19 protein-coding genes and 2 pseudogenes are annotated in these 22,376 nt (G+C 33.1%); 2 read left to right on the forward strand and 19 right to left on the reverse strand.

Features of this window, described 5'->3' with window-relative positions; translation table 11 throughout:
• Nucleotides 1–16: 16 nt before the first annotated feature.
• The 3 genes from WAZ07_RS17050 to WAZ07_RS17060 all read right to left on the reverse strand — a co-directional run bounded on the left by WAZ07_RS17050 (nt 17) and on the right by WAZ07_RS17060 (nt 2,473).
• Entirely contained in the window at nt 17–328 is a 312-nt protein-coding gene (locus WAZ07_RS17050) for a heterocycloanthracin/sonorensin family bacteriocin (RefSeq protein ID WP_336473419.1), read from the reverse strand.
• A gap of 384 nt (nt 329–712) precedes the next feature.
• Complete coding sequence (locus WAZ07_RS17055; protein ID WP_336473420.1) at nt 713–1,144, reverse strand: GNAT family N-acetyltransferase; 432 nt, start codon at nt 1,142–1,144, stop codon at nt 713–715.
• Between the two features lie 105 nt (nt 1,145–1,249).
• Nucleotides 1,250–2,473: an MFS transporter gene (locus tag WAZ07_RS17060; protein WP_336473421.1), complete on the reverse strand. Its 1,224-nt coding sequence runs from the start codon at nt 2,471–2,473 to the stop codon at nt 1,250–1,252.
• Nucleotides 2,474–3,063: 590 nt separating this feature from the next.
• On the opposite strand from WAZ07_RS17060, the gene WAZ07_RS17065 reads away from it, so the two are divergent.
• On the forward strand, nt 3,064–3,765 hold the full coding sequence (locus WAZ07_RS17065; RefSeq protein WP_336473422.1) for a hypothetical protein: 702 nt from the start codon (nt 3,064–3,066) through the stop codon (nt 3,763–3,765).
• A 48-nt stretch (nt 3,766–3,813) separates the two neighbouring features.
• Here WAZ07_RS17065 and WAZ07_RS17070 read toward each other — a convergent pair whose 3' ends face one another.
• From WAZ07_RS17070 to WAZ07_RS17110, 9 genes are all read right to left on the reverse strand, one after another.
• Nucleotides 3,814–4,320, reverse strand: coding sequence for a DUF3189 family protein (locus WAZ07_RS17070; protein ID WP_336473450.1), 507 nt, complete (start codon nt 4,318–4,320; stop codon nt 3,814–3,816).
• A 90-nt stretch (nt 4,321–4,410) separates the two neighbouring features.
• The gene (locus WAZ07_RS17075; RefSeq protein ID WP_336473423.1) at nt 4,411–5,010 is read right to left on the reverse strand and encodes an undecaprenyl-diphosphatase; all 600 of its coding nucleotides are present in this window, start codon (nt 5,008–5,010) and stop codon (nt 4,411–4,413) included.
• A gap of 196 nt (nt 5,011–5,206) precedes the next feature.
• Entirely contained in the window at nt 5,207–6,628 is a 1,422-nt protein-coding gene (locus WAZ07_RS17080) for a sensor histidine kinase (RefSeq protein ID WP_336473424.1), read from the reverse strand.
• Nucleotides 6,625–7,299, reverse strand: a complete 675-nt coding sequence (locus WAZ07_RS17085) for a response regulator transcription factor (RefSeq protein ID WP_336473425.1) — start codon at nt 7,297–7,299, stop codon at nt 6,625–6,627. The genes WAZ07_RS17080 and WAZ07_RS17085 overlap by 4 nt, the downstream gene beginning before the upstream one ends.
• Before the next feature lie 11 nt (nt 7,300–7,310).
• Complete coding sequence (locus WAZ07_RS17090; protein ID WP_336473426.1) at nt 7,311–7,841, reverse strand: hypothetical protein; 531 nt, start codon at nt 7,839–7,841, stop codon at nt 7,311–7,313.
• A 206-nt stretch (nt 7,842–8,047) separates the two neighbouring features.
• The gene (locus WAZ07_RS17095; protein WP_336473427.1) at nt 8,048–9,772 is read right to left on the reverse strand and encodes an ATP-binding protein; all 1,725 of its coding nucleotides are present in this window, start codon (nt 9,770–9,772) and stop codon (nt 8,048–8,050) included.
• A gap of 311 nt (nt 9,773–10,083) precedes the next feature.
• Nucleotides 10,084–10,938, reverse strand: a complete 855-nt coding sequence (locus tag WAZ07_RS17100) for a Cof-type HAD-IIB family hydrolase (protein WP_336473428.1) — start codon at nt 10,936–10,938, stop codon at nt 10,084–10,086.
• Between the two features lie 487 nt (nt 10,939–11,425).
• Nucleotides 11,426–13,411 carry a penicillin-binding transpeptidase domain-containing protein gene (locus WAZ07_RS17105; protein WP_336473429.1) on the reverse strand — a complete coding sequence of 662 codons (1,986 nt, stop codon included), beginning with the start codon at nt 13,409–13,411 and terminating at the stop codon, nt 11,426–11,428.
• 288 nt (nt 13,412–13,699) lie between these two features.
• Nucleotides 13,700–15,835, reverse strand: coding sequence for a penicillin-binding protein 2 (locus tag WAZ07_RS17110; RefSeq protein ID WP_336473430.1), 2,136 nt, complete (start codon nt 15,833–15,835; stop codon nt 13,700–13,702).
• Between the two features lie 444 nt (nt 15,836–16,279).
• Between WAZ07_RS17110 and WAZ07_RS17115 the strand changes: the two are divergent.
• Nucleotides 16,280–16,521, forward strand: a pseudogene (locus WAZ07_RS17115) (penicillin-binding transpeptidase domain-containing protein); the annotation flags it as partial.
• A gap of 14 nt (nt 16,522–16,535) precedes the next feature.
• Here the strand turns inward: WAZ07_RS17115 and WAZ07_RS17120 are convergent.
• The 7 genes and pseudogenes from WAZ07_RS17120 to WAZ07_RS17150 all read right to left on the reverse strand — a co-directional run bounded on the left by WAZ07_RS17120 (nt 16,536) and on the right by WAZ07_RS17150 (nt 22,305).
• Nucleotides 16,536–17,363 carry an SH3 domain-containing protein gene (locus WAZ07_RS17120; RefSeq protein ID WP_336473431.1) on the reverse strand — a complete coding sequence of 276 codons (828 nt, stop codon included), beginning with the start codon at nt 17,361–17,363 and terminating at the stop codon, nt 16,536–16,538.
• Nucleotides 17,353–17,886, reverse strand: coding sequence for an RNA polymerase sigma factor (locus tag WAZ07_RS17125; protein ID WP_336473432.1), 534 nt, complete (start codon nt 17,884–17,886; stop codon nt 17,353–17,355). Before WAZ07_RS17125 ends, WAZ07_RS17120 begins: the two co-directional genes overlap by 11 nt.
• Nucleotides 17,887–18,569: 683 nt before the next feature.
• On the reverse strand, nt 18,570–18,725 hold the full coding sequence (locus WAZ07_RS17130) for a DUF1540 domain-containing protein (RefSeq protein ID WP_081904805.1): 156 nt from the start codon (nt 18,723–18,725) through the stop codon (nt 18,570–18,572).
• A gap of 71 nt (nt 18,726–18,796) precedes the next feature.
• Entirely contained in the window at nt 18,797–20,020 is a 1,224-nt protein-coding gene (locus WAZ07_RS17135; protein WP_336473433.1) for a cytochrome P450 family protein, read from the reverse strand.
• A 351-nt stretch (nt 20,021–20,371) separates the two neighbouring features.
• Nucleotides 20,372–20,725, reverse strand: a complete 354-nt coding sequence (locus WAZ07_RS17140) for a hypothetical protein (protein ID WP_336473434.1) — start codon at nt 20,723–20,725, stop codon at nt 20,372–20,374.
• Between the two features lie 40 nt (nt 20,726–20,765).
• Nucleotides 20,766–21,050: pseudogene (locus tag WAZ07_RS17145) on the reverse strand (DUF817 family protein); the annotation flags it as partial.
• A gap of 142 nt (nt 21,051–21,192) precedes the next feature.
• Entirely contained in the window at nt 21,193–22,305 is a 1,113-nt protein-coding gene (locus tag WAZ07_RS17150) for an RNA-guided endonuclease TnpB family protein (protein WP_336473435.1), read from the reverse strand.
• Between the last annotated feature and the right edge of the window lie 71 nt (nt 22,306–22,376).

The following is a 22,376-nucleotide window of genomic DNA, read 5'->3' on the forward strand; positions in this document are numbered from 1 at the left end:
AATTAAAAAATAAGAGTTAAATAAAGCATACTCCGTCCACGCAGAATCCAGCACAACCGCCAAATCCTCCGCAACCGCCACAACCACCACAACCGCCACAACCGCCGCATCCAAGGCATCCAAAGCATCCAAAGCAACGGAATCCTCCGCAACGACCAAATCCTCCACAACGACCGAATCCTCCGCAACGACCACATCCTCCGCAACGACGAGTATAGTCGTCATCAATGTAGTATGGAGAAGGAATTTGACTATCCCAGTACACAACATTTCCAGCATTATAATCATTTAAATTTAACGTTTGAAGTTCTTGTTGAAAATTATTCATTTCATTACCTCCATGTATATAATTAGCAAGCCATAATGAAAATACGTCCTGCAATAGATAAGACAATAGATTTTTTCGAATGCACTCTTCAACAAAGTATGACCTATAATTAGGTATTGTAACTTGTTCAAATGCCTAATTTTGGATCGTGTAAAGTAATCATAGTTCTAGGTTTGTAAACATAAAAACCCCTAAAAGTATCTACTAAAAATAAAATGAGAAATATAAATATATTAACACCGGGAAAGAAGTATAAATTATCAGGAGTACTAGCGGAGATTACGAAGGAGTGAATAATTGTAAAACAATGCATATTTTCATGCTTTTTATTCCCTAAACGTTTTTTGACAAAAGAAAAAACACACGCTATGTGTGTTTTCAAATTTATAATTTCATTAACAATGTTTTTATATCGTATTGCTCTAAGCACCAATTATATTTATCTATAACCTGTTTAGGAACTGCAGCTAAATCTACTACTTCTTGAAATCCATGTTTACTATAAAAAGGTTTTAAGTGTTCAAATGGAATGCAATATACATTTTGAATTTGAAGTTTCCGAGCTTCTTTAATAAGAAATGCAACGATACTATCAGCAATTTTCTTTCCTCTATAGTCTTCTAACGTATATATCCCACCCATTTCAAAGGTGTTTTCATCAACTTTTACTAACCTTCCTAAGCCTGCTTTTTGACCATTAAAATATGCAATTCCAATCTCTTCATTGTCTAAATGAGATGAGATAAAATCAATCTTTTCGTATTGAAAATTAATCCATTGTAAATCATCAAGTTTTGCTTTCTCTATATGTAACATTAGATTGACCTCCATATATTTCAAACTATTAAATTACCTACTGATATTTTTTATGTTGTAAACATAAAGTCCCCCAAAGTTTATAGCACACTTTGGGGGAATATTTTATTTTATATTTCGACTCATTCTACGCTGCGCCGTAACGCCCACAGCATTTTTTTGGATCGGTAAAAACGTCCCGATACATGCAATACATGCACAGCCGGCGAATACAAATGGTAATGATTTAACGGCTACGAATGATAGTGTTCCGAAAATAATAAGATCTAATATCGAATCTAGCACAGACAATAACGAAATCGTTGTTGCACGTACATGAGACGGGATTATGTCATTACTAAGCTGTGAATATATCGGATATCGAATGGCACGTACGAACCGTAACATAAAGAACGCTCCTAATATAACCCACAATGTATCTCCGAAAAATGTTGATAACAATAGACCACCAACAGCTAAACCACCTGTTACATTCATTAAAATTGCACGTGGAAATCTGCTTGTAAGCCAGCCAATTGATATCGAAGAAAAGTATCCAAGAATGGCAGCTAAGGCGTACATAATACCAATTGCAAATACAGGAAGGCCTGCGCTTGTAAATAATGGTTGATTAAATGTATCATATACTGCACTTGCAGGAATGAATACAAGAGAAACGTTTAAAAACATAACGAGTAATTGTGGCGCTTTACGAATAACCTTTATCCCTTCGATTACTTGTGAAAAAGATTCTTCCCGATAAGATGATAGTTTCTTTGGACTTTTAATGAAAAATAGTAAAGCAAGTTCTACCAAATGAAATATTATTCCGAGAACAATTAATAGTGTAAATTGTTCTTCTCGTAGATCTTTAGCGAAATACGAACCGAAGATTACGGCGATTAACATAGAAATAAATCCCGCTGATTGGATTTTCCCCATTGCTTGATCCATTACATGTTGCTCATTGTTTTCTTTTAAAGACTCATAAATTAGCGCTTCGTCTGCGCCAGAGAAAAATGTAACCGACAAACCGTTCAATAAACTGTATAGACAAAATAACCATAGGTTATCTGCAAATAGCAAGATAGAAATACTAAACGTTTTTATGATAGATCCTGTCAAAAACGATAATTTTGCACCGAAGCGATCAGCAAAAACACCTGCTGGAATTTCCCCAACAAGTACTGCACCGCTCCAACACATCATCACAATAAATATATTTGCTGCTGTTAAGCCTCTTTCCATATAAAAAAGTGTCATTACCGGCTGTAAAAAACTAATCGTTCCAAAAAACTGTACCCAAAATAAAATCGAAATGTTATGCGTTGCGATTGTTTGTTTCTTCAATTATTCTCCTACTTTCCGTTATTCATTTTTCATAATGATTTTAGGAAGCAGGAGTGCTATATTACATTAGTTAATATTCACTCCTCTTCCCATATTTGAAAATATTTTTAATGTTTTTTGCATGTTATTTCCTCCTTCAATATAGATAAAACTATTATAGCAATTTTCTTAATATTAAAGAAACATTTTTTGAACGAATGATAAGATTGTAGGAATGTGTAAAGTGGTATATAATAGAAAACAATAAATGATTATTTTAGGTATTCCTAAAATAAAGGAGCGATACATATGAAAATTACTATTTATTTTGGAAGCCATGAAGATCAAGATGTACGTACAATGGATTGCCATTTAGATGTTGAAGATGCAGAAGAATTTGTATCTGTTTCTTAATATAAATATACATAATATTACGGGGTAAGTACTCTTCCCTATTCTTAATTAAGATGCCTTTTTAAGGCATCTTTTTGTTTATTTTGCGAATAAAACATTTACTTTTCAACTAATACATAGTACAATATAAATATAAGAACAAACGTTCGTTTATATATTCTCCCCTATGGGACAGGTACTAGGAAGGATGGATTTCATTGGCTCAAAATAAACGCAGAGGAAGAAAAAAGCATACTCCTACCATTTCAAATACAGGCTTTATTGGCTCTGTGTTTATCGATACATTGGAACTTGAAAAAAAATCATATTACTTCTCTCGTAAACAACTACATATTGTGCATCATGTGTTAGATGGTCTTGCGCAAGCAACAAGTTCTCTTTTCGCTGAACATGATGTTACTGCTTACTTATCATGTGCGTATTTACATAAACAACAGAAAATTGGTTTTGTTCTTTCTACGAAACCTTTCAAAGAAGCTGAAGGCGTTGCTTATTTTAAAAATTACTTAATTGAAAAGAATTTTTACAACGGAAATATAGAAGAAAATTATCAAGAAATTTTTAATACTGGTTTCATTGGTGTTGTTTTTGCAGATTTATCAAGCATTGATCGCTTTAATTTCGAATTTGAAATGAACCTTTTATCAAAGTTAATGAAAGACATGATTATTCCAGTTAAGGAGTTATTTTTACGTAATAAAATTCCAGCTTATATTTCTACTGTTGAATTGGAAGAGCAACATAAATTGGGATTTGTTTTATCTGTAAAGCCATACGATGAACGCGCTGAAGCTGATTTATATTTTGAGATGTATTTAAGAGAACGCGGTTTATATATTGGTGATGAAGAAGAAGACATTGATAAGATTGTCATTCGAAAAAAAGTTGAGATATTATAACAAAAAGGATGGTTAATATATGATTAGCCATCCTTTTTATTATAACTATTATTTAAAATTTTCATTTTCTAATACTACAACATCTTCATTTGTTAACCTTCCGCCCTGTTTTGTATATTCTACGAGCCTGATAATATTATCACAAGCTTGTTTTGCCCCGAAAATTAACAACGGTACACCAATAAAATCAATTTTTAATCTTCTCGAAAATAAACCACCAATTGTCATAGCAAATGGAACGGTTGGTGATGTATTAGAGAACACAATTTTTTCATGGTTTTGATATTTCTCTTGTAACAGTACACTTAAATTTTTTAAAGCTGGAACTACAACTTTAGATGCACCATGGCCGACTGTATAAACGGAATCTCCATTTTCATCTCGTCCGTGAAAAATAATTTTTCCCATATCAGAAGTTTTTAGTTTATTAAAATAATCAACATTTAATATCTCATCTTTCGTGAGTTTCCGATTGGTTGGTAGTTTTTTTAAATGATACGCTGCTGCTAGTGAAGTTGTATGTGTCCCGCCATAATCAGTATAAATATAAATCATCATATCATCCTTTTAAATTAATGTGCATGATATTATTATGACCATTTATTCACGTACTAACCTAAAAGTAGGATATAGGCGGTGGACAATTTAAGCTGTATGATTGGACTTAGACAGCAATGGAATTCGTTTTGTTATTTTAGCATAAATTTGAAACATGAGACGTGCTAAAGGTTCTATTTTATTTGTATATTTGATGACTAGAGCACTTGTTACGAAAGATAAAACAGCTCCGCCTATAATATCTGCTGGGTAATGAACTCCAACATATATACGTGAAATACCAACAAGTATAGCCCAAAGCAACGCGATATTTCTCCAAGATTCTCCTCGTAAAATCATTGTAAATGCTATAGAAAATACAAATACAGCATGATCACTTACAAATGAAGAATCAGCAGCATGTGGTACTAATTTGTGTACATGATATGTGACAAACGGGCGTGGATGATAATAAAGTGCATGAATCAAAACATTTAAAAATAGTGCTGCAGAAGCAGAAAGAGCTGTGTACAAAACTGTATATTGCTTACGAATAGCTGTTTCTTTTTGACCGTTGCTAAACCATAAAGAAAACATCAAGATAATTGCAACATAGGGGGCACTGTTTGTAATAAATATCATCTCCTTATCTAACAAAGCGGAGGATCCTGCCCAATTATTAATCCAGTGGAATATTGTGTAATTCATATAAGTCTCTCCTTGTTTACATTCAGTACGTGATCACCGATTATAAATCATTAGTGATTACGTATTTCGTTGATTTAATCAATATACACTAGCAATATGAAATGTTCTTTAAATTTTTCTCATCTTTTTCTCATTTTTCTTTAGCATTGATAAAATTTCATGCTAAGTCCACAAACAAAAGCGAGAGGTATATACTCTACCTCTCGCTTTCTACACAATAAAACAATAAGGTAACTGTTGTTCCCTCTTGTTCTTTGCTATCTATCATAATACGTCCATTATATTTTTCTACAAGGCGCTTTGCAATGGAAAGTCCTAATCCGTTTCCACCTTGTTTTCGGCTTCTTGCTTTATCGACTCGGTAAAAACGATTTAGTACATATGGCAAATCAGACTCTGGTATTCCGATTCCGTGATCTGTAATGGTAATCTTAATTTTTTCTTCTTCTACATCGCTTTGCAAGCAAATGTATTTTTCATGTTCTTTTGTATATTTAATCGCGTTATCTAATATAATAACTAAAATTTGTTCAAGGTAAGAAGCGGGAATAGAAATACATGCGTGATGTGCATGTAACTGTCTATCAAAGTAAAAGTCCGCATGTAGCAATTCGAAGTTTTGTGTAACTTGTTCTATTACTAAATTTACATATACAGGCTCGGCTGCAATAGGATACATTTGTTCTGATTCTGCTCGGGATAATTCTAATAACTCTGATACAAGTTTATTAAGGCGACCTACTTCTTTTAAGCTAGAATCTAGCGACTTTTGTAAGATAGCAGGGTTATCTTTTCCCCAACGATTTAACATAGAAAGATGTCCTTGTATAATCGCAAGTGGTGTGCGTAATTCATGAGATGCATCTTCAACGAATTGCTTTTGTTGCACAAAAGATGTTTCTAAATTGTCCATTAGCTCATTAAAAAGCAATCCGAGTTTGGCAAATTCATCATTGTTTTCGTGAATTGGCACTCTTTCTTTTAATCCATTTGTCTTAATTTTGTTCATCGTATCTGTAATAGCTTGCACACTTAATAGAAGTTGCTTTGCAAGGATGGTACCGCCTAAAAAGCTAAGTAGTAATCCGCCGATACCAGCAGCTATCATAACGAGGAAAATAAGCTTCATTAAATGATCAAAAGCTTCAAAGTTTTGCCCAACTTCAATTGTGCCAGTAAAAGTCCGTGTTGTAATCGGCATGCGCTGCACAAATATTCTATCTTCATAATGCCTTGTCATAGAAGTTTCAGATTGATTGACATGCTTTGGCATAACCAAGTTTGAATTAAAGTCACGTGAAACCGTAACAAGCGCTTTTCCTTTTGTATCCAAAATTCGAATCATTTGATGTTTATCATTTATAGTTGCAAGAAAATCCCTGCTGTGTTCAATCGTATCTGCCGAAAAATTTGTATTCTCATTATTAAAATAAGCTTCTATTTCCGTTACTTGTCTGCTAATTTGTTTTTTCTCATAATCAAGTGTCCATTGGTCAATAATAATATATTGTAAAATATTATATAAAAAAAACAAGACAAATAATAATGCGCTGGACCATAGTGTTAATTTCCACTTTATAGGTAAGTTACGGATGTGATTTTTTATTTGCTTCATCATCGCATCACATACCCTACGCCTCTAACAGTTTGTATATAATTTTCTTTGTCTTGGCTATTCAATTTATTACGTAAATAACGAACATATACGTCTACTATATTCGTCTCTACCACTACATTGTAGCCCCAAACTTGCTCTAAAAGCATGTCTCTTGTCAATACACGATTAATATTTTTCATAAACATCATAAGCAACTCGAATTCTTTATTTGTTAATTCAATTATCTCTTCTGTTTTTTGCAAAGTTCGAGACTCTACATCAAGTTCTAAATCTTTAAATCTTAAAAGAAGTTTATTTTTATGCTCTTCTTTTTGATTTCGTCTCAAAATCACACGCATTCTTGCTAATAGTTCTTCAATGGCAAAAGGCTTTGGTAAATAATCATCCGCACCGCTATCTAATCCGGTTACACGATCCATAATACTATCACGAGCTGTTAACATAATAATAGGTGTTTCTTTTGTTACACGTAATCGGCGACATACTTCAATTCCGTTAAGACCGGGAAGCATTAAATCAAGAAGAATGATGTCATAATTATGCTCAAGTGCTGTTTCTAATCCTTTTCTCCCATCATACACAACATCTACTACATATCCTTCATATTTTAGTTCTAACTCTAAAAATTCCGCTAAACTTTCTTCATCTTCAATAATTAAAATACGTTGCAATATTATCACTCCTATACAACAAGGTGAACGAGTAATCCAATTCCAAATATAATAGTCACAATTTGATGAGCTTTACGATAGGTTACATATTTTTTCTTATCATTTAGTTTGTGTAATAGTATACCAGCTATAGCAACAAGAACTAATCCTATTAAAGTGAAAATTCCACTATAAATTCGAATCATATGACGGCTACCTACTATTAAAAAATATATCCCATGACTAATAGCGACTGCAAAAACTGCATACCCGATAAACGTATGATACTGCTTTAATAGTATATAAAGTTCTTTTGTGTACTTGGCAACCGTTACTTTCTTCTTATGCAAATACAACCAAATATTACGAAATAACCATAAGGAAGCGGCCGCAATTGCCCCGTATTCTGCAAGGGATCCAAGATTTTTATTCAGACCTTTTAATGTCATTTGATTTCCTACCATAAAATCTAATACTAACATCGTAACACTAAATGCAATAATACAAGCTCCTATCATTTTTATAGACACATGAAAAATTTGATTTAATAGGCTTCTTGACATTTTGATCCCTCTCCCTCTATCTGTAATTATGTAAAGTAATTGTTCGTTTATATTCTAACCATTAAAATGGAAAAGACAATGAAAGAAAGATTAAAATTAGATGAGAAAATACAGAATTACTTATGAAAACAGGAAAAGGGCCTGGCCGCTTCTATACATGGCCAGACCCTCTCTCTCACCTAAAAAGGGTTCTATTCGTTTTTCAATTAAGAAATTTGTGAAATTGGTAAGTAAATTTTCACCGAAGTCCCTACTCCAATTTTACTCGTTATATGAATTCTTCCTTGATGACGTTCAATAATTTTATAGCTAATCATTAAACCAATACCTGTTCCTTTTTCTTTCGTGCTATAAAAAGGTTCTCCGAGTTTTATAATCCTTTCTTCCGGAATACCTATCCCCTCATCTGAAATACAAATCATCACTTCAGTGTCGTTTACTTTCTTAGCGGTAATTATGATTTCCCCTCCATTTGGCATGGCTTCAATAGAGTTTTGTAAAATGTTAATAAATACTTGCTTTAACTGTTTTTCACAACAATCAATATGCAAGACATCAGGATCTGTTTGGAATGTGATATGAATATTTGTCATAATTGCTTTTGTGTTAATTAATGACACAACATTTTCTAATATAAAACAAAGATTCTTGTTTTCAAAAGAAATAATTTCAGGTTTAGCAATCGATAAAAACTCATGAATAATAGATTCAATACGCTCAATTTCAGAAAGCATCAGCTGAAAATATTCTGTATCATTATTCATTTGAATTTGTAATAATTGTATAAATCCTTTAATAACAGTTAAAGGATTTCTTACTTCATGCGCAACTCCTGCAGCAAGTTGACTAACTGCGGCTAATGTATCTGATTTATTCAATAGTTCAGCTGTCTTTTTTCGTTCCGTAATATCACGAACAATAACCATAATTTTATCTGTTAAAAGCGGTAAACATCGCGCTTCAAAATAATATATACTATCATGCATCGGTAAGGAGTAGTCTACAATTTCTATAGAATTATTTTCTTGTACTTTTATAATTGCTTCATGTAGCTGCTCGGCAACATCGGAAGGTAAGATATCTTGAAACCTTTTGCCCATAAATTGTTCAACAGGCATATAAAATTTCTCTGAACACCCAGCCTTATAATCAAAAATCGTTCCATCAAGATTTATTAAAAAGCATAAATCTGGAAGTGCTTTAAAGAGTAATTCTAACTCTGAGGATTTTTGGATGAGCTCTTCTTCAATCTTTTTTCGATGTGTAATATCGACACCAATTGCCCAGTGGCTATATCCAGGGACAGGAAATTCTTCTGATAGGTTTGACCACATAATCGTTTTCTTATCACCATTTTTACAAGTAAGCGTCATTTCCCAATCACGAAAGTTTTTACCACGAACGGAAAATTCATTTAGTGCTTGATTTCGATATTCTTCATCAGGATAAAGCAGTTCTAATGCGTGAGGATTGTTAATAATTTCAGTTGCACTATACCCGGTTACGAGTTCACATTCCCGATTCCATATCGAAAACGTACCTTCTTCAGTAAATGCATCAACCATCACGGGCATGTTTTGTAAAATCGTATATAAATTTTCGGTAGGTATTGATCGCTTCTCCTGAAGTTGTTGCAATTTATTCATTCCTATATTGGTCATAAGTGCTACAAGAGATTTGAAATATATTGTACAAGAATCAATATGATCTTGTGGAGAAAAAATGATAAAGTCACCAATCGCGTATTCATTGATTATAATCGGGATATGAATTTTTGTATGTAAATGTGTATCATTGGATTGTGTGCCGTAATGAAATATTATCTCTTGATCGCAATCAAGAAGCTGATGTGAAATATGTGTTAAAAAATAAAATTGTTCTGCCATTGTTTGTATTTCTTGTATATCAATAAGTTCTGTAAGCCGATACATATCCGCCAACTCCTATATCTGTAATTCACATGTATATATTGATTTTTCAATTGTGTTTAATTTGTAAATTTACTCAACTTTTCCATTATACGAATTAAATTCATCAAGGTACATAGAAAAATAGTGTTATCTAGGAATTTTTTTATTTTTCAATACGATAGAGAAGAAAAGTGGATAAAAATACACAAAAAAGAACAAATTTCGACATAATTTGTTCTTTTTTGCATATTTAAAGTAATTAAACTTATAAAAATAATTTTTTCTCATACCTTCTTTGCTTTTTCAGCCGTGGTCTAAATAGCAAAATAAGTTTATCCAATAACATAATGGCGAAGTGCATGCGCAACACCGTGATCATCATTTGAAAGTGTTTTGTAACGACAAAGTGCTTGAATTTCTTCCACTGCATTCCCCATTGCAATTGATATATTCGCCTTTTCCATCATAGACATATCATTTAAACCATCACCGATTGCAACGGTATGTTCTTTTAATATCCCTAAATGATTTGCTAGTGTATATAAGCCGTTCCCTTTTTGAGCATGAATATGATTTATTTCGAGATTGTGCCAGTATGATGCCGTAATCGATAGCTGCTCGTTATCTATGAATTGCTTCTTTAATAGCTTTAATTTTTCCCTTTGATACGAGAATGGGAGAATTTTATGAATATGAATGGGCTCTGAAAATAGCTGTTTGCAACTTTCGATTGTTTTCGTTTCAGTATGTTGTAAATATAATGCTGCGATTTGTTTCAGTTCTTCTTCATCAGCATGCATATCGGAGTTAATGATAAAATCCATCTCAAGTTGAATGCTTTTTTCTCCGTATTCTGGTATATATACACCTTGATCTGTATACAATTGATAAAATATACTTTTCTCCTCTAAATAATCAACGATTTCTTCTGCATGTCCATTTGCAATTGGATATCGTTGTAACATTTCATTATCCAAATACAAAATCGCACCATTTTCTGCAATGATTGGACATTGTAAATTTGTTTCTTGCAAAAGCTTTTGAACATCTGTCATAGAGCGCCCTGTACAAATAGCTACAACATGTCCTTTTTCTTGACACTCCTTAATAACTGCTACATTTTCTTCACTAATTACTTTCTGTGATGTAAGAAGCGTTCCATCTAAATCAATTGCGATAAGTTTCATTCCTATCTCCTACTTTCGTTTCTATATATGCGATAAATGATATCGTTCTCACCTGCAACATCTTAGTTATAATGTATGAAACGCATTTCAGGTCAAGAGTAAACATGTATCGGGATTCAGGAAAGATACGTGTTACTTCGGGTCATAGTGAATTGGAGTGTTGTATCATGATTACTACAGGTATAATAAAATTTAGAGATGGAACATAAAAGATATGGATGAACTTATCTATATAAATACTAATCAGACATATATAATGGAAATGATAAGCATGCAAAAAGATGGAGGATTTTAGTGCTCCTTTTCATTCTAGGTATTTTTGATTCGACATGCTCTTAGCTTGGGGACCGATTTGCTGACGGTAGCCCATTCATAAAAAGCACGTTACTATTCTCATTCGTATAAGAGAATAGTAACGTGCTTTTATCTTTAAAAATAGAACCTAAATGCTTAAGTCGATAGCAGTATAGCGATGCTCCTCTAAGTATTATTTTTGAAAAACATGTTTTATTTTTTCACCTGGGACATTGCTTCCTCCTCTTCCTTTTACATCTTCAATCATCATTGCAACAATCATATCCGGTGAGTTTGCATCGAATGCAGCAAACCACCCAAGTTCTTTTCCTTCCGCATCTTTTGATTCTTTCAGTTCTGCTGTTCCCGTTTTACCAGCAAGGGTCATACCATCAACTTTAGCAATTCTCCCCGCACCATCAGAATCATTAATGACCTTTATTAATGCATTTTTTAATATTTCTTGATTTTCTTTAGAAATCACATTTTCTTTCCAATTTTTCTTTTCTTTCTTTTCTTTTATAAGGTAAGGTGATGGGATAGCACCTTCATTGACAATTGGTGCATAAGTCAGTGCTAAATGAAGAGGCGTCATTAATACTTGTCCTTGTCCGTATCCTGTGTCTGCCAATTGAATATCATTTTTTATCCCATCTTTTGCAATTATTGAAGTAGGAAATTCGTATTCGATTGGTAACTTTTCATGAAATCCGAACTTCTTAAGTTCATTTAAATACTGATCTTTACCAATTTTCAAAGCTTGTTGTGCAAAATAAATATTATCAGAGTACTTCATAGCCTTGTCGAAATCAATTGGACTAGTATCTTTCACTCGTGTTACATAATAATTTCCCCACGATGAATCTTTTGTCCACCTTAATCCTTCAATTTTAAATTCTTCCTTCGGATTTATAACTTTCGTTTCCAGACCAATTGCACCTGTAATTGTTTTAAATACAGAACCGGGTACAAATACCTGTGTGAAACGATTTATCATTGGCTTTTTCAAATCATTATTCCATGCTTCACGTTGAGCTTTTGATGCTCCTCTAACTATTATATTCGGATTATAAGCAGGACTACTGACAAGCGCCATTGCTTCACCTGTTTTTGGATTAACCGCCGCACTAGCACCAGCTTCATTTTTCATTTCATTAAAGATTTTTTCTTGAATTGAAGCATCAATTGTTAACGTAACATTTTCTCCACTTTTCGGTTCTTTTTTTGCTAAGTATTCAATCACTTTTCCGTTCGCATCTTCCATAAATATGCGAACACCCTTTTCACCACGCAATTTATCTTCTAATACTTTCTCTAAGCCTGTCTTACCTACTAAATCATCTGCTTGATATCCTTTTTTCTGAAGTGTTTTTAATTCCTCAGCATTTACTTTTCCTATATATCCTATTAAATGTGCCGCTGCTTCTCCTAATGGATACGTACGAACTTTTACCGGACGTGACGAAACACCTTCCAACGAAATATAATCATTTTGCAGTGTCCCTTCTGGTAAAATACCAATTGGCACCAATGAATCTGGTTTCACCCATTTTGCTGCAAGCTTCTGTTCAACTTCGTCTACAGACATATTCAGTAATTGCGCTACTGTTTGTTTCTTTTGCATTGCAGCCTCACCTAATTTTTCTGGAATAATTCCAACTTCCATTGCATTGCCATTCGTTGCAAGTTCTTTTCCATTTCTATCATAGATTTCACCGCGTTTTCCTTGCTCTGTCTGTATACGTACTTTATAATCTTTTTTCATACCTGGATAAATGAAGTCTGGAGTCCAATCTATTTTCCAAGTTTCTTTATCTCTAGCTTTTTCTTTTACAAGTTTTGTTTCATGTGAAAAGGAGATTTTTCCTCCCGAAGTATCCATACTAACTTTAAAAAGAATGAGCCTATTATCCTTTTTATCGTTATTTATTTTTTCTATTTTAACTTTTACATTCTCAACTCCAATACCCTCATAAATTGTTTCATATTTCCCCATAAAGTCTTTTTTAGAAATAGATTTTTTCGCATGTTCTGATAGCTGATCATACATATCTGCAAACTTTTTATTTTCCCATAATTTAATATATATATTGAATGCTTGTTCTGGTGTTTCTTCTTTATTACATCCTACCAATACAAGAAGTAAACAAAAGAAAAGTAGTCCCCATATTTTTTTCAATTTAATCTTCTCCTTTTTATGAAATAAAAATGACATAAAGTGAAACCTCCATCAGTGGGGGCCTTCTTCATTCCTCACTGATGGAAAGCTCTTACGGATTTGGTGCATGCCAAGAGTTATCTCACACCTATCTTCTTTGCTTCTCTCTGCATCTTAAGATGAGGGACCTACTACCCGTTAAAGCGGAATAAATAATAGCTGCTATTCCACGCCCCAAATCTCATTCTTTTATTCTCTTGTTCATGAACCTCTTAAATGCTAATAATCATAATCTTTTCTAGATATATATTACTGTTTTTGATTAGGGCTATCTGTATTGGTAGCACCACCATTTATTCGTTGATTTTTCAAATCAAAGTATATATCTAAAATATCTTTTCCAATTAATGAGTTAATACCACCTTTATCATTATAAATCCATGGAACCACTACAGAAAATGCTACTTCTGGATTATCATACGGAGCATATCCAACTAATGTTAAATTGTAACACTCAATACGCTCACCTTTTGCATTCCTTCCAATTTCATTCTCCCCACCATATACTGTTTGAGCTGTTCCTGTCTTACCTGCTGGCTGATATGGGGCATTTTTGAAGTACTTTACACCTGTTCCGTCGCCTTCTTGAAATACCCATCTAAACCCTTCTTTTACTCGATCAATATATTCTGTCTTCATATCAACTCGATTTAACATAACAGGCTCAATAGAGTGTATGACTTTACCAATGTCTTCTTTTTTGGGTGATTGTTCTCGTATTTCTTGTACAATTTGAGGCTGCATTCGATATCCACCGTTTGCAATCGTTGAAATATATTGTGCCAATTGCAGTGGGGTATACGTATCGTACTGCCCAATAGAAAAATCTAGCAAAAATCCAGGTTGACTATCTTTCTGTCTCGTTTGCCCAATTATTTCATTTGGTAAATCAATCCCTGTTGGGACTCCTAAACCAAATTGTTTAAAATAATAACGCATTGTATCAAATGCTTCTTGTTTAATATCTAGCGAACTATTTGGTACATAATTGACTCCAGCTATTTGCAAAGCTGTATGGAACATATATACATTAGAAGATACTTGTAAAGCTCTTAAATCATTAATATTCCCAAATCCGGATACATTCCATGATTTTTTCGCTTTCGTACCTTTAAAATTCATAGGTGTGTCATAAAATTGAGCTCCTGGTTGTATAGCTCCTGTTTGGTATCCGGTTAATAAGGTAGCACCTTTTACAGCTGAACCTAATTCATAAGAAGTTACCATGTTGCCTAATGCAAAATCTTCTATCTCTTTTTTTCCATCCGTTTCTACAAACTTCTTACCAGCCATGGATAAAATTTCTCCAGTTTTCGGATTCATCATGACAACAAAAGCACGATCCATTAATGGTTCTGAACCTTGAAAGGCTTTTAAATTTTTTTCTATACTTTCTTCCACTTTTTTCTGTAATTCCATATCAATTGTTAATGTTAAATTATTACCGCTTTTTCCTTTAGAAACGGTTTCTGTCTGAATAATGTTTCCTGCTTTATCAGTATGATTTCTAACTTCTCCTTTTGTTCCATGTAATACATCTTCATAGCGTTGTTCAATATAACTTTTTCCAACGCGATCATTACGATTGTATCCACGTACCAAATAAGAGTCTAAATGTTCTTTTGGCAGTCCCACTTCAGAGTTTGTTATATTCCCTAACACCGAACGGAATAAGTCACCATTTACATAATTACGTTCCCAGTCAACTGTTGCATCTACACCTGGAAATTCTGCTGAATTTTCACTTATTCTCGCATACTCTTGCTCTGTCGCGTCTTTTTTAATAATTTGTGGTGTCATTTGATAACCAGAGCTCATTTTATTTTTAATAACTAATACTTTTAAATCTTGTGATGTTAATTCTGCCAATTCTGCTTCTGTAATACGTTTTCTTCTTAACTCTTCAATTTTCTTGGATAACTCTTTCTCTTGCATGTTCTTTTCTCTCAAATGATCCTCGTCTTGCTTAGTAATTTTTGCTTCAGCACGTTTTTTATTTAATTGCATCCAAAAATCTTTTTTATCTATTTCGGTTAGCTTATTTATCTCTTCTTCTAGTATTTCAAGTACATTTGCAAGATCTTTAGCAGTTTTTAAAATGTCTTCGGAACTTCCTCCTTTTAATCTTGTATACGTAATAATACGAACGGGCCTATTATCGACAACCGGTTTACCTTCTCGATCAAAAATTTTTCCGCGAGGAGCTGAAATACTTGTTATACTCCCATCTTTTTGCAATTGATTCTTATAAGTCTCTCCATCTACGATTTGTACTTTTCCTAGCTTAACAATAATGGACGAGAATAATAGAAATACACAAAAAAATAGGATATTTAACCGAGGAGATATATGTGTCTTTAATTTCTTTCTTTTTTGTTTTTTCATACATCCTCCAAATACGTTTTTTATACTGCGGCAACTATGCTGTCTCGTATTATGATGATTGTTTCTTTCTTTTCTAAAAATGCTATGATATATATAAATCCAACTTGATTTTCCAACACACAAGTCGCGGCCATGCTAAACAAAAAATAACCTGCTACTTTCTTTCTCTCTTTGTTTGAACTTCGCACGTGGAAGAAAAAGGCCCTGACCACTTCTACGTATGGCCAAACGCTCTCGACCATCCAAAAAGAAAAGGGGTTTATGTCAGGGTTTTAATTTGGATTTATATATAATAGACAATGCAAGTACTACCGTTGTTCCACATTTACAAAAAAATAATTAATTTTAAGATAAAGTAGAGTCTGTAGAAGGAAGGGTTTTATGTTACATACAAAAACAAAAAGATGGGGGATTTTAGTGATCCTTTCCATTCTAGGAGTTGTTTTTACGATTTTAGTTAAAACAGGAATATCAGGTTCGCCAAATGAAAAAGGAAAAATTATAAATCATTCTCTTTTTATCGCATATGCTCCTACCAAAGATCCTCGAGTCGCTATTTCTGTCATGATTCCTGGCGGAGATTCTGGAACAAATCATGCTGCTCTTGTTGCATCTAAGATTTTATACAATTGGGATGTACTTCAAAAGGAGAATAAAAAATAAAGAAAAAAGGTTCAATGAAGTGAACCTTTTTTCTCTTTTACCATATAGAATTTATACTCTTTATCCTCCACGTACCATCATTTTGTTTTTCAAAAACAAAAGAATACTTAATATCAATTGAAATATAATCTTTCTTCACATAACCTGTATAACCACTCATTGTAGTTATTTTTATATATCCATCATTATTCGTTTTGTCCGAAATCCAAGCTTTTACCATTTCATTAGACACCTGATTTAAAACCTGTGAATCAGGTTTTGGCTTAGCGAAAATTTTTGTCCCTTCACCAATGACTGTTGCATATACATAATGTTCTTGCTTTGTTTGATTACTTTCTGACAACCCACTAGGTATTTTATATAATGTTTTCGTATCATTCACAAATTCTCCCCCCATTGCAAGGGCTACCTGTAAATCATGAAAGATATCTTCATCAAACCTCCACTCATTTTTATTATACTTTTCTCCTTTAAAAACAAATTCTTCATCCAGAGCTCCGTATAAATCATTCTCACTTTTTACACTCGTTATTGTATTTAATTGATTTATAAATTGTTTTAGTAATTGATCTTGATTCGATTCATCTTTCATCTTCACTTCAATTTGGGTGCTACTCTGTACAGGAGGTTCGTTTTTTCCAAAGAAAAATTGTTGAGAGTTAAACAGTACAACTGTAAAAATAAAAACAACTGCCACAGCTAGTACCCTTTTACGAAATATTCGGCTATATTTAAATTGATTGCTCTCCCTATCTTGGTATACAGATTGTTTTATCTTATAAATGAATTCCTCCTCATCCTGAAGCTGTCTCATTGGTCCACTTTTTAATTCTTTATACCAATCTGGCTTTTTGTTACTGTTCATACCTTTTATCCTCCTCTAATATCTTTGAAATCCGTGCACGAGCTCGGTGTAACCTGGATTTCACAGTTCCAATGGACACTCCTAATGTTTCGGCCATTTCATCATAGGATAATTCATATTTTGCATCTAGTATTAATATTTCACGATATTTCTTTGGTAAATTTAATACTATGTTCCAAATTTCATCGACTTCCTCTTTGTTAAAAAATTCTTGCTCTGCTGATAAATACTCCTTATCGTCTCTAAAAAAACTCACTAAAGAAATTCTCTTAAAGTAGGAAGACTTCAAATGATTTAACGCTGTATTCCTTGTAATTTTTAATAGCCACGTTTTAACAGATGATTCATTCCGAAATGAATGCCAATTTTTAAATGCTTTTATAAATACATCTTGCGTTATATCATCAGATAAATGTGTGTCTTTCGAAATAATAAATGAATAATTCCATACATCTTTCCAATGTTCTTTTATAACATAATCAAATTCATCATGATTACAATTTTGAATACCCCTATGTTCCATTTTGGTACCTCAAGCTCATTTGAATAAACATAAAAAATTTTCCTCACTTTTTATAATTGATCTACTATATAGACACGGTAACAGCTCCATTTGTTCCATTTCCCATTAAAAACAATATTACAAAGTTTTTGTACAAAAGTTCCAAAATGGATATAAGCACCTTGCTAAAAAGGACAATTTGATTAAACGTCTTTTTAGTTTAATCGTATTAGTATGTCTCATTATTTGCATCACCATAAATGTATAAATGAAAGTTGAGGTTAAAAATGATTACAATGAATTATGAATAAACATCAGTGTTGTCCAGAAAATCACTATTTTTTGAACACACAATGATAGATAGTTATTTGTACAATTTTCAAGGGTAAATATGTTCAAAAACTCATAAAAAAAATTATGTTCAGTTATTATCTCTTTCCTCAAGTTATGAAACAATTATATGGTGAGAACGGTTAAGACATTTCATATTTTCAAATTCAAAACGTAACAAAAATGAACACTTATACTACACATATTAGTGAAAAATGTATCGATATAACCTAGTTTTACAGGTATATCGGCTGAACTCCTTATTACAGAAAAAATTTTTGTTTTCTTTATATGTAAAAAAAGTATGAAAATGATTGTTATTATTAATAATATACATAAAACAAGGGTAACCACATTGGGCTACCCTTAGAGACTTAAACTTCTGGTATAAATGTTTTGCAATCTGTTTCTTTACTATCAGATGCTTGTTTCCCTGTATGACTTACTACATAAATAGATTCAGCATTGCACTTATTTCCATTTCCCCAATATTGGCAATTGTTTACTTCACAAAGAACATCTTGAGCCATAGTATGACACCTCCTTTTTTGTTTAGTATGAACAGTATTGAGAGGTGTCATACTATTTCGTATCCATTCGCCTAGAAAGATAATGGTAATTCTTCTAATGATCTCGTCAAATAATTACCACTCCATTTTATGTCTTCTCTTCTTCCTTTTATTTTAAGATTAGGCATACGATGTAATAAAGTAGGAATTGCAATTTTCGCTTCTAAACGAGCAAGCGATGCACCAAGGCAGAAATGAATGCCATGACCAAAGGCAATATGACAGTTATTTTTTCTTCTAATATCAAAAGTATGAGCGTTTGGAAATATTTTTTCATCGCGGTTAGCAGAGGCTAAGGAAATAATCACCTCATTTTTCGGCTCTATATTTTGACCATGCAATGTAAATGATTCCGATGCCCAGCGCATAGTCGTTATTTCAACTGGACTGTAAAATCGTAATGACTCCTCAATTGCCGAGTCAATCAAATCTGGATTTTGACGTAGAAGTAGCAATTGATTAGGATGTTCAAGCAATGCTAGAGTCATATTGGTGATTAAATTGACAGTTGTTTCGTGTCCAGCGACGATAAGTAGCATAATCATTGAATTTAATTCCGGAACACTTAATTTTGTTCCTTCACTTTCTGCTTGTATTAATGCACTCACTAAATCGTCTGAAGGATTTTTTCGTTTTTTAGCTACTAAATCTCGTAAATAATCAATGAATTCACCTAACTTTTTATCAGTTTCTCGAATAGCTTCTAGTGTATCTGGAGAATCAATAACCGTATGTGACCAAATTCTAAATTTATCTCGGTCTTCTTGAGGGATACCAAGCATCTCGCTAATCACAATAATTGGAAGTGGGAAAGCATAATCATTTACGAGGTTTATAGTGTGCTGATGTTCTATTTTGTCTAATAAAGTATTAGCAATGGATTGAATATTATCTTTTAGCTGTAAAATCATCTGCGGGGTAAACGCTTTTTGAACAAGGGATCGTAGGCGACTATGGTCAGGTGGATCAGATCTCAACATATGTTTTCTCAAATACTCTCCATTTTCTAGTGTAAAATAGGCCTCAAACTCTTCTTTACTAAATACATTTTTAGCATCCTTCAGTAAACGTGTATCTTTTAATAAACTTACTGCATCTTCATATCTTGTAATAAGCCAGGCGTTAGGATATACCTGATAAACAGGATGAGATGCACGTAACTCTTTGTAAATGTCATATGCTTCATGTTTAAACGCAGCAGAAGTTAATTGGATCTCAGGTAATGTGTTACGATTCATTTCGTTATTTGAAGACATACCGCTAACCTCCGTCTTTAGAAATATTTGGTGACCATAGCACCTAATGACCATTATAACGCATTGGATTTTATAAAAGTTGAGAAAATTCAAACTTAATATTACCTTTTATATTGAAACCAAAAAGAGGTGTTCAGATGTACACCTCTTTTTGGTTTCAATATAAATTCACTTAAATTTTTTTGCATATAAGTCGCTAATATGCCGAATACAACATAACCACTACCCTTTGTTTTAAACCTTGCATGTGGCAGGAATAGGTCCTGACCACTTCTACGCACGGCCAGAGGTTCTCGCCCTCTCTTAATGAAAAGGGTTTTTATGTTGGTTTTTCAATTTATATATGACTTACTACTCTAATTTTATTATATTAGGCACGTTTTCTCTGTCATATTCTTTGGTGTATGTATTTCCATCAGGAGTAACGAATACTAAAGTAATTTTACCGCAAACACCGGAGTAAAATTGAAACTCTCCTTTTGTATTTGTGACAGCTCGTTCTTTATTGGCAATTGAATCTTCATACACTTTTACATCAGATAGCGGTTGATCCGTATGATCTACCGCAACAGCTTTGATTTGAACAGCACTTGCCCTACAATCTAGATTATTTTCATCACTTATTTTATTATATACAGCAACCCCTATTCCAAAAATAACTATTACAATACATACAAAAAAGGCTATTCTTCTTTTTTTCTTCAAAACAGATCGCCCTCTTTTCTATAGAATGAAGATAATTATATTAATAGGAATTTTTGCTTTTTTTAATTTTAAGTTGTTTTAATTGTCCCACAATCATTATGCTAATGACAACGAGTAAAAACCATGAACTAATTTTTCCAATGTGAACGAGTTTCCACGTTCCATGTTGATTTGGATATTGCCACGCTCCAAAGAAGGTTGCGATATTTTCTGCAATCCAAATGAAAAAACCAATCAAAAAAAACGAAAGAACAAGCGGCATTTTGTATGTAATTTCTTGTAAAGAGAAATGTACATAAGTACGAAAAAACACTACAAATAATAAGGCCGGTGAACTACCCGCCACTTAACGTCCTTACGGGCTGTTTGAAGTGGGGGCTTCTCGGTTAGTCGTTACTTTTGATAGCTAACGAATTAGTCTAAGACCACCGAGCTAACTCCCTTGTTCCAAAGGTTTTTGGTATTACTTATGCTAATGATAATAAGCGTATTGCTTCATTTTTAATGTTGAGTGCCGAATTATGGTCACGACCTATTTTTAGTCCACAAGAACACTCATAAGTACGTTCAGATAATGACATGTCTTTTATGTTTCTACAACTACTACACATCTTTGTAGAAGGAAACCACTTATCTATTTTTACAAGTTGTTTTCCTTGTTCTTGTAGCTTATATGCTAAAAAGGTCGTGAACACTCCCCAACCGTTGTCAGCAACACTTTTACCAAAGTTGAGTGCTTGTGACATACTTTTCATATTCAAGTCTTCTATTGCTACAGCATCAAAATTAGTAGCTAATTCTTTAGACTTGTGATGAAGGAAATTCTTACGTTGATTTGCAACCTTTTCATGTAATTTAGCTACACGAATCCGTTGTTTCTTCCAACGCTCAGATCCTTTGGCACGTCTTGCTAATACTTGTTGGGCTTTTGCTAATCGGTCTAATATTTGACGATAAAAGCGAGGATAATTGGCTTTCTCATCTTCGCTACTAACATACAATTCAGCCATTGCAAAGTCCAATCCAACAACGATTTTTATTTCTTTTTGAATGATTTCTTTTTCATATTCAGTCAAGATAGACACATAATATTTACCAGTTGGTGTCATAGAAATAGTGCATGACTTGATGATATGATTTTGTGGTATCTCTCTATGTTGCTTGATACGAACCATTTTAAGTTTCGGTAATTTGATATGACCATGAAGAAGCATAATATTTCCGTTTACCATATTTGTTGTATACGATTTTCTACTTTTTTTACTTTTGAATGTAGGAAAATCATTTTGACCGCTAAAGAAATTGTTGTAGGCAGTTTGCAAGTTTAATTGAGCATTTGCCAAAGCTAATGAATCGACTTCCTTCAACCAGTCAAACTCTACTTTGTATTTCGCTGGGGTAGGGAACTTCTGCTTCTTTAGTTCTTCCTTGTTCCCCTTGTATTCTTCATACATTTCTTTTCGTTCTGCTAACATCTTGTTGTATACAAATCTCACACAACCAAAAGTTTTTCGAATAAGATGTGCCTGTTCTTCTGTTGGATACAAACGGAATTTGTATGCTTTATTATGCTTTTTCATATCATTTCACCTCACTTTTCACCTTGTTTTTCAATATACTGTTTCACTACTTCTATTGGCGAACCACCTGT

It is taken from the genome of Bacillus bruguierae (genome assembly GCF_037104725.1).
Lineage (GTDB): Bacteria > Bacillota > Bacilli > Bacillales > Bacillaceae_G > Bacillus_A > Bacillus_A bruguierae.

Excerpts from the sequence above, each read along its gene's own strand:
- WAZ07_RS17120 (WP_336473431.1), bottom strand. The coding sequence starts at position 17,363 with ATGAACAGTAACAAAAAGCCAGATTGGTATAAAGAATTAAAAAGTGGA.
- WAZ07_RS17050 (WP_336473419.1), bottom strand. The coding sequence starts at position 328 with ATGAATAATTTTCAACAAGAACTTCAAACGTTAAATTTAAATGATTAT.
- WAZ07_RS17135 (WP_336473433.1), bottom strand. The coding sequence starts at position 20,020 with ATGTCTTCAAATAACGAAATGAATCGTAACACATTACCTGAGATCCAA.
- WAZ07_RS17075 (WP_336473423.1), bottom strand. The coding sequence starts at position 5,010 with ATGAATTACACAATATTCCACTGGATTAATAATTGGGCAGGATCCTCC.
- WAZ07_RS17055 (WP_336473420.1), bottom strand. The coding sequence starts at position 1,144 with ATGTTACATATAGAGAAAGCAAAACTTGATGATTTACAATGGATTAAT.
- WAZ07_RS17100 (WP_336473428.1), bottom strand. The coding sequence starts at position 10,938 with ATGAAACTTATCGCAATTGATTTAGATGGAACGCTTCTTACATCACAG.
- WAZ07_RS17110 (WP_336473430.1), bottom strand. The coding sequence starts at position 15,835 with ATGAAAAAACAAAAAAGAAAGAAATTAAAGACACATATATCTCCTCGG.
- WAZ07_RS17130 (WP_081904805.1), bottom strand. The coding sequence starts at position 18,725 with ATGGCTCAAGATGTTCTTTGTGAAGTAAACAATTGCCAATATTGGGGA.
- WAZ07_RS17090 (WP_336473426.1), bottom strand. The coding sequence starts at position 7,841 with ATGTCAAGAAGCCTATTAAATCAAATTTTTCATGTGTCTATAAAAATG.
- WAZ07_RS17080 (WP_336473424.1), bottom strand. The coding sequence starts at position 6,628 with ATGATGAAGCAAATAAAAAATCACATCCGTAACTTACCTATAAAGTGG.
- WAZ07_RS17125 (WP_336473432.1), bottom strand. The coding sequence starts at position 17,886 with ATGGAACATAGGGGTATTCAAAATTGTAATCATGATGAATTTGATTAT.
- WAZ07_RS17150 (WP_336473435.1), bottom strand. The coding sequence starts at position 22,305 with ATGAAAAAGCATAATAAAGCATACAAATTCCGTTTGTATCCAACAGAA.
- WAZ07_RS17095 (WP_336473427.1), bottom strand. The coding sequence starts at position 9,772 with ATGTATCGGCTTACAGAACTTATTGATATACAAGAAATACAAACAATG.
- WAZ07_RS17070 (WP_336473450.1), bottom strand. The coding sequence starts at position 4,320 with ATGATTTATATTTATACTGATTATGGCGGGACACATACAACTTCACTA.